Origin of the sequence: Streptomyces murinus (assembly GCF_002154555.1) — a bacterium.
Lineage (GTDB): Bacteria > Actinomycetota > Actinomycetes > Streptomycetales > Streptomycetaceae > Streptomyces > Streptomyces murinus.
On sequence record NZ_MUNF01000058.1, the window covers coordinates 1 to 5,569 of the forward strand.

The 5,569-nt window shown below is 71.9% G+C and carries 6 protein-coding genes and 2 pseudogenes; 6 read left to right on the forward strand and 2 right to left on the reverse strand.

Annotated features, from left to right (window positions below; genetic code table 11):
- Positions 1-417, forward strand: a pseudogene (locus CCN72_RS04490) (EstA family serine hydrolase); the annotation flags it as partial.
- Positions 418-532: 115 nt separating this feature from the next.
- Here the strand turns inward: CCN72_RS04490 and CCN72_RS04495 are convergent.
- Positions 533-1,558: an NADP-dependent oxidoreductase gene (locus tag CCN72_RS04495; RefSeq protein ID WP_244174126.1), complete on the reverse strand. Its 1,026-nt coding sequence runs from the start codon at positions 1,556-1,558 to the stop codon at positions 533-535.
- A gap of 72 nt (positions 1,559-1,630) precedes the next feature.
- Between CCN72_RS04495 and CCN72_RS04500 the strand changes: the two genes are divergently transcribed.
- The 3 genes from CCN72_RS04500 to CCN72_RS04510 all read left to right on the forward strand — a co-directional run bounded on the left by CCN72_RS04500 (position 1,631) and on the right by CCN72_RS04510 (position 3,570).
- Positions 1,631-2,065, forward strand: coding sequence for a MarR family winged helix-turn-helix transcriptional regulator (locus tag CCN72_RS04500; protein ID WP_086806416.1), 435 nt, complete (start codon positions 1,631-1,633; stop codon positions 2,063-2,065).
- A 10-nt stretch (positions 2,066-2,075) separates the two neighbouring features.
- Positions 2,076-2,885, forward strand: a complete 810-nt coding sequence (locus tag CCN72_RS04505; RefSeq protein WP_086806417.1) for an EI24 domain-containing protein — start codon at positions 2,076-2,078, stop codon at positions 2,883-2,885.
- Positions 2,886-3,069: 184 nt separating this feature from the next.
- Entirely contained in the window at positions 3,070-3,570 is a 501-nt protein-coding gene (locus CCN72_RS04510) for a hypothetical protein (protein ID WP_143664040.1), read from the forward strand.
- Between the two features lie 28 nt (positions 3,571-3,598).
- On the opposite strand, the gene CCN72_RS04515 is transcribed toward CCN72_RS04510, so the two are convergent.
- Positions 3,599-4,591, reverse strand: a complete 993-nt coding sequence (locus CCN72_RS04515; protein WP_086806419.1) for a GlxA family transcriptional regulator — start codon at positions 4,589-4,591, stop codon at positions 3,599-3,601.
- A 148-nt stretch (positions 4,592-4,739) separates the two neighbouring features.
- Between CCN72_RS04515 and CCN72_RS04520 the strand changes: the two genes are divergently transcribed.
- Both CCN72_RS04520 and CCN72_RS40235 read left to right on the forward strand, forming a co-directional pair.
- A complete protein-coding gene (locus CCN72_RS04520; protein WP_086806420.1) occupies positions 4,740-5,330 on the forward strand; it encodes a cysteine hydrolase family protein in 591 nt (196 codons plus the stop codon).
- Positions 5,330-5,569 (forward strand): annotated as a pseudogene (locus CCN72_RS40235) (cysteine hydrolase); the annotation flags it as partial. The gene CCN72_RS04520 and the pseudogene CCN72_RS40235, both read left to right, overlap by 1 nt.

Genomic DNA, 5,569 nt, shown 5'->3' on the forward strand with positions numbered 1-5,569 from the left:
ATCCGCGCGAGCCCCCGCGCCAAGGGCCCCGCCTCGCAGGGCGGGATCGCCTCGGCGCGGGGGCTCGCGCGGATGTACGCGGCGATGATCGGGGAGGTCGACGGCAAGGCGCCGCTGCTGAAGGCGGACACCGTCGCCGAGTTCGGCCGGATCCACTCCGCCGGCTACGACCTGGTGACCCGCGACCACCGGTCCTTCGGCCTCGGCTTCCAGGCCACCGCCGACCTCTGGTACCCCTTCCTGGGCGCCGGCTCCGTGGGCCACAGCGGCGCCAACGGCACCCAGGCGTTCGCCGACCCGCACGCGGGGCTCGCGTACGGGTACACCCGGCGACGGTTCACCTTCCCCTACGGGGCGGCGCCGGAGAACGAACGGCTGGTACGGGCGGCGCACCGGGCGGCGACGGCCGTCGGGTGACGGCCCTTGCGGGTGGGGACGCGACTCCCCACCCAGCGGCCCGGCGCGCCGGGGGGCACGGGCCGACCTCGATCGCGACCTCGCCGCCCGAACCCGGCGGCCAGGCCCGCCGGGGCTACGCCTTGACGACCATCTTCCCCGTGTTGTCACCCCGCAGCAGCCCCAGGAAGGCCTCCACCGTGTTCTCGATGCCGTCCACCACGGTCTCGCGGTACTTCAGCCGCCCCGAGGCCACCCACGGCCCGATCTCCCGCACGAACTGCGGCTGGAGATCGCGGTGGTCGTTGACGAGGAAGCCCTCGATCCGGCCCCGGGTCTGGATCAGCCGCGCCAGGTTGCGCGGGCCCGGCGCGGGCTCGGTGTTGTTGTAGACCGAGATCATGCCGCAGACGGCGATCCGGCCATCCCGTCGCAGGGAGCCGATCGCCGCCTCCAGGTGGTCCCCGCCGACGTTGTCGAAGTACACGTCGATGCCGTCCGGCGCGGCCTCGCGCAGCTGCTTCGACACCGGGCCGTTCTTGTAGTTGAAGGCCGCGTCGAAGCCGTACTCCTCCACTAGCAGCCGCACCTTCTCGTCCGAGCCGGCCGAGCCGATCACCCGCGAGGCACCCTTGAGCTTCGCGATCTGCCCCACCTGGCTGCCGACGGCCCCCGCGGCGCCGGACACGAACACGATGTCGCCCTCCTTGAAGGAGGCGGTGCGCAGCAGCCCCGCGTACGCGGTCAGACCGGTCATGCCGAGCACCCCGAGGTACGCCGACAGGGGCGCCGCCTCCGGGTCCACCCGCACGGAGCGCTGCGCGTCCACCACGGCGTACTCGCGCCAGCCGAGGGAGTGCAGCACATGGTCGCCGACGGCGATCCCCTCGGCGCGGGACTCGATCACCTCGCCGACCGCGCCGCCCTCCATGGCCTCGCCCAGTTCGAACGGGGCGACGTATGACTTCGCGGCACTCATCCGGCCCCGCATGTACGGGTCCACGGAGAGGTACGTGTTCCGTACCAGGATCTGGCCCTCGCCCGGGGTCGGGAGGGGCGTCTCCACGAGCGCGAAGTCCTCGGGCTTCGGCCAGCCGACGGGGCGGCTGAGCAGGTGCCATTCGCGGTTGATGTTCGTCGTCATCGCGGCGGTGCCTTTCATTTATTTCATCACCTGAAACAATGGTTAGGCTGAATATTTCATGTTGTCAAGTAAAGGGGTAGGCTGGAGGGCATGGCACCACCGCATCCCCGCCGTCCGGACCAGCTGACCCTGGACGTCGTAGAACTGATCGCCGAGGTCGTGGCCCGCTATCACGCGGACTACGACGAGGCGGCGGCCGAGCACGCCCTGACCGGCGCGCAGGCCAAGCTCCTCAGCCTGCTGTCCCTCGGGCCGCTGCCCATGCGCAAGCTCGCGCAGAAGCTGAAGTGCGAGCCGTCGAACGTGACGGGGATCGTGGACCGCCTGGAGGCCCGGGGCCTGGCCGAGCGCCGCCCGGACCCCGCCGACCGCCGGATCAAGATGGCCGCGGCCACGGAGGACGGGCTGCGGGTGGCCCGCGATCTGCGGGAGGGGCTGCACTTCGCGCGGGAGCCGCTGGCCGGGCTGTCGGCGGAGGAGCGGGGGATTCTGCGGGATCTGCTGCGGCGCATGCTCGACGCGTAAGGTTTCCGCCATGCGTGATCTAGGGGCGGGATTCAAGTACCTGGTCGAGGGCCAGCGGTGGGTGGCCCGGCACGGCCGGCAGTACGGCTTCGCCCTGCTGCCGGGCCTGATAGCACTGGTCCTCTATGTGGCCGCGCTGGTCGCGCTGGCGCTATGGGGCGAGGACGCGGTGACCTGGGCCACCCCCTTCGCGGACCACTGGTCGAGCCCCTGGGGCACGCTGTTCCGCGGCTTCCTCACGGCGGTGCTGTTCGCGCTGGGCCTGCTGCTCGCGGTGCTCACCTTCACCGCGGTGACCCTGGTGATCGGGCAGCCGTTCTACGACAACCTCTCGGAGCGGGTCGACGCCTCCGCGTCGCCCGACGGTACGGCACCCCGGTCCGCGCTTCCCTTCTGGCGGGAGCTGTGGCTGTCGGCCCGCGACAGCGTCCGCATCCTGATCCGGGCGACGGTGTGGGGCGTCCTGCTGTTCGCGCTCGGCCTGCTGCCGTTCGTCGGCCAGACGGTGATACCGGTGCTGGGCTTCTTCGTGACGGGCTTCTTCCTCGCGGAGGAGCTGACCTCGATCCCCTTGCAGCGCCGGGGCCTCGACCTGCGCACCCGCCTCACCCTGCTGCGCTCACGCCGCCTGCTGGTCTGGGGCTACGGCACCCCGCTCGGCCTCGCCTTCCTGGTCCCCTTCGTCGCCGTCTTCCTGATGCCGGGCGCGGTGGCCGGCGCGACGCTGCTGGCGCGGGACCTGCTGGGGGAGGAGTCCGGGCCGGAATCCGGTTCGCCGGAACCCGAGCCCGCCGCCCAGGAGCAGACCACGGACCGCTGATCACGCTTCCGGCCCCGTACGGCAGACTCCCGGGCCGCAGGTGCCGAGTACGGGGGAGAGCCGACGTGTTTCCAGGTCGGCAGCAGGGGTGCCCGCCGTACCAGGCGCCCTCGGCGCCCGTCCAGCACATCGGTGAGACCCGGATGCGGCTGGACCCCCATCTCACGCCCGGTCACTGTTCCGGATGCGGGGACCGCGCCGCCGGTTGAGGCTGGTCACGGCCGACGCCCGGCGCAGTCCCGCCGCGCATCTGCCGGGCGCGCGCAAGGCCGCCGGCTTCGCCGCGTATCTGAACGGCCTGCTCGTGCTGCTGTCGCTCGCGGGAACCGGCTGGCTCCTCTACAAGGGCGTCGGCTGGGGCGTCTACGGCAACTCCTTCGGATTCGGCGCCCTGATGACCGCCGCGGCGCTGCCGTCCGGCATGGCGATCGGCGCCGCGAGCACCCTGCCGCAGCTGCTCCAGGTCATCCCCGCCGGGGCGAAGGTCGGGCGCAGCCTGTACTCGATCATCTTCGCGCTGGCGACGACCGTCGCGGGCGAGGGCGTGAAGGGCGGCGAGGTGGAGCAGGCCGCGGCCGGCATCGGCACCATGCTGATCTGCGCCGCCGCCATGACCCTCCTCAAGCGGGCGGCCGCCCGGATGCGCGGCGAGCACCCGGGGCCCCTGCGCGGCGACCGGGACTGACATCAACCCGTCTGCTCCATAAGGGACTTCAGACGGGCGTCGTCCGGAACCGGCGGCGGTATTCCGTCGGGGTGGTGTCGAGCCTGCGGCGGAAGGACCGGACGAGCGTGTCCAGGGTGCCGAACCCGCAGGCCGCCGCGACGCGTTCGAGGGTGGCGTCGGTGGACTCCAGCTGATGGCGGGCGCGTTCGACGCGGACCGACTCGATATAGGCGTGCGGGGTCGTACCCAGCTCGTTCTTGAAGATCCGGGTCAGCTGCCGGTCGCTGATGTGGGCGTGCTCGGCGAGCTGGGTGACGGTCAGCGGCTCGGCGATATGGCGCAGGATGTAGTGGCGCAGATCCTCGATCCGCCGGGTCGTGGACGCCTGCTCCAGCGGCACGCTGAACTGGCTCTGCCCACTGGGCCGTTTCAGGTACATCACCAGCTGCCGGGCGACCCGCAGCGCGACGGCCTCGCCGAGGTCGTCGGCGATCAGCGCGAGGGACAGATCCAGACAGGCGCTGATACCGGCGCCGGTCCACACATCGCCCTGCCGGATGAAGATCGGGTCGGCGTCGACCTCCACGGCCGGATGGTCGGCGGCGAGCTGCTGCGCGGTCGACCAGTGCGTGGTGGCCCGCTTGCCGTCGAGCAGCCCGGCGGCCGCGAGGATGTGCGCCCCGACGCAGACCGAGGTCATCCGCCGGGCGCGCGCGGAGAGTTGCCGTACCCGCCGTACGACCAGCGGGTCCACCGTCGGCCGCAGCCGGCCGTCGTCGCCGGGCTCGACCGCCCCCGGCACGATCACGGTGTCGATGCTGCGGGACGCCAGCGCGTCGAAGGTGACATCGGGCAGCACCCGGACCCCGGCGGCCGTGACGACCGGGTCCATGGTCTCGGCGGCGAGCACGACGTCGTACGCCGCGGCCTCCTCCGTCTCCCGGCGGGCCAGATGGAAGACCTCCGGCGGCCCCGTGACATCGAGCAGGTCCACCTGGTCGAAGAGGACGATCACGATCAGCTGGTCGACGGTGTGCACAGGCCCCCCGGGCAACGGAATACGACGGTGTCGGTTTCTGCATGCTAGACGTCATTGCCGACGTATGGGGAGGAGCCATAGCGTCAAGGGCACAGGCCGCCGCACCGCGCGCCGCCTCCCAACTCCCGATCCCCCCAGGTGGTTTGCCATGCCCAGAACGACTCTGCGTCAGCTCAACGGCTTCGACGAGACGCCCCCGAAGCTCGCCGACTCCACGCTGGTCCTGATCGACTACCAGAACACCTACACCACCGGTGTGATGGAGCTGGACGGCTGGCAGCCCGCCCTGGACGCGGCCGCCCGGCTGCTGGAGCGCGCCCGCCGGGAGGGCGCCCGGGTCATCCACGTCGTCAACGACGGCGGCGCGGGCACCCCCTACGACATCCGCGCCGAGATCGGGCAGATCCACCCGAGCGTCGCCCCGGCCGACGGCGAGTCCGTCGTCGTCAAGCAGGCCCCCGACGCCTTCCACGGCACCGACCTGGGACAGCTGGTGGACGAGGCCGGCCGCGGTGACCTGGTCATCGCCGGCTTCATGACCCATATGTGCGTCGCCTTCACCGCCCAGGGCGCCTTCCTGCGCGGCAACCGGCCCACCGTGGTCGCCGACGCCTGCGCCACCCGCGCACTGCCGGTCGCCGGGAAGGAGGTGGACGCCCACGGCGTGCACCTCAGCGCCCTGGCCACCATCGCCGACCTGTACGGGGTCGTCGTCGCCGGTCAGGAGGACATCGGCTGATGAACACCACGCGCCGTACCGCCGCACTCGGCCTCGCCGCCCTGCTCACGGCCACGCTCGCCGCCTGCGGCTCCGACTCGGACTCCGCCTCCCCCAGGAAGGAGTCCGCCGCGCCCGCCGCCCGGACGAACGTGGCCAAGGACACCACGACGCTGCGCAAGCTCAACGGCTTCAGCGAGACCCCGGCCACGCTCTCCGACGCGACGCTCATCCTGGTCGACTACCAGAACACCTACACC

Bases quoted from the DNA above. Each gene is read 5' to 3' on its own strand.
- CCN72_RS04495 (WP_244174126.1), bottom strand. From the start codon at position 1,558: ATGAAAGGCACCGCCGCGATGACGACGAACATCAACCGCGAATGGCAC.
- CCN72_RS04500 (WP_086806416.1), top strand. From the start codon at position 1,631: ATGGCACCACCGCATCCCCGCCGTCCGGACCAGCTGACCCTGGACGTC.
- CCN72_RS04505 (WP_086806417.1), top strand. From the start codon at position 2,076: ATGCGTGATCTAGGGGCGGGATTCAAGTACCTGGTCGAGGGCCAGCGG.
- CCN72_RS04510 (WP_143664040.1), top strand. From the start codon at position 3,070: ATGCGGGGACCGCGCCGCCGGTTGAGGCTGGTCACGGCCGACGCCCGG.
- CCN72_RS04520 (WP_086806420.1), top strand. From the start codon at position 4,740: ATGCCCAGAACGACTCTGCGTCAGCTCAACGGCTTCGACGAGACGCCC.